Here is a 239-nt window from a genome sequence, read left to right as displayed (position 1 = left end):
CGAGCGGACCTTGCCGCTGTGCACGGGCCGGTCGGTCCGGATGGGAAGGTCGTTATTTACTGCCAGTACTGAGTCCGCAAGCCGCATAGTCGAAGATCCGAAAGTCCGCCGCACACGTCAGGCTGCGTGCGCTGAAATAGTCCAGGGCGCCGGGCCGCGCCAAACGCTGGATGATAGCAGATTTACGGGGTATAGGCAGGTGGCCTTGGGGATGGTGGTGACGGCGGATGCGCCTTCGG

This window comes from Marinimicrobium sp. UBA4509, assembly GCF_002388575.1.
Lineage (GTDB): Bacteria > Pseudomonadota > Gammaproteobacteria > Pseudomonadales > Cellvibrionaceae > Marinimicrobium > Marinimicrobium koreense.
This window is presented reverse-complemented; position numbering follows the sequence as displayed.